We start from the raw sequence: 545 nt of genomic DNA on the forward strand, positions 1-545 counted from the left end.
TCGAGGGTGGGCGGGTCTTGAACGCGTAGTACGTGCTCGGCGCGATCTGCGTGCCCGCTGCGGTCAGCGTTCGACAGATCGGCTCGACGCCGAACTCATGCCTGTACCGGTCGATGTACTCCACGATCAACGCTGTGGGCGGTCGAGCTCCGCCGCGAAAAAAGCCGAGGCTGACCTCAGGATCGAGTTCGCCCTGCGCAGCTCACGCACTTCCTTCTCCAGCTCGACCAGGCGCTGGGACTCGCTGGTCGTGGTCCCGGGACGGTGCCCCTCGTCAACCTCGGCCTGCACGACCCAGTTCCTCAGAGTCTCAGGATTGATCCCGAGCTGCTCGCCCACACGGCGAAACGTTCCCGACCTCGTCGATGGATCGCGCCGTGACTGAACTGCCATCCTTGTGGCTCTCTCCCGAAGCTCGTCGGGGTACTTCCTCGGTGCTGCCATGCTCCTCATCCTCCCGTGGATTCAGAGCCTCCACCAGACCCGGGGCGATTCAGTTTCGCAGCATCGCGAAGATGACGTTGCAGCGTCGGCGTGCCAGGCAG

Annotated in this window: 1 pseudogene and 1 other annotated feature; the pseudogene reads right to left on the minus strand. The window is 64.2% G+C overall.

Annotation, left to right across the window (positions count from 1 at the left end):
* Nucleotides 1–37: 37 nt before the first annotated feature.
* Nucleotides 38–166: a sequence feature (AL1L pseudoknot), on the minus strand.
* Nucleotides 136–453, minus strand: a pseudogene (locus IG178_RS25985) (transposase); the annotation flags it as partial. (Overlaps the previous feature by 31 nt.)
* Nucleotides 454–545 lie beyond the last annotated feature (92 nt).

It is taken from the genome of Neoluteolibacter marinus (assembly GCF_014904755.1).
GTDB classification, from domain to species: Bacteria; Verrucomicrobiota; Verrucomicrobiia; order Verrucomicrobiales; family Akkermansiaceae; genus Haloferula; species Haloferula marina.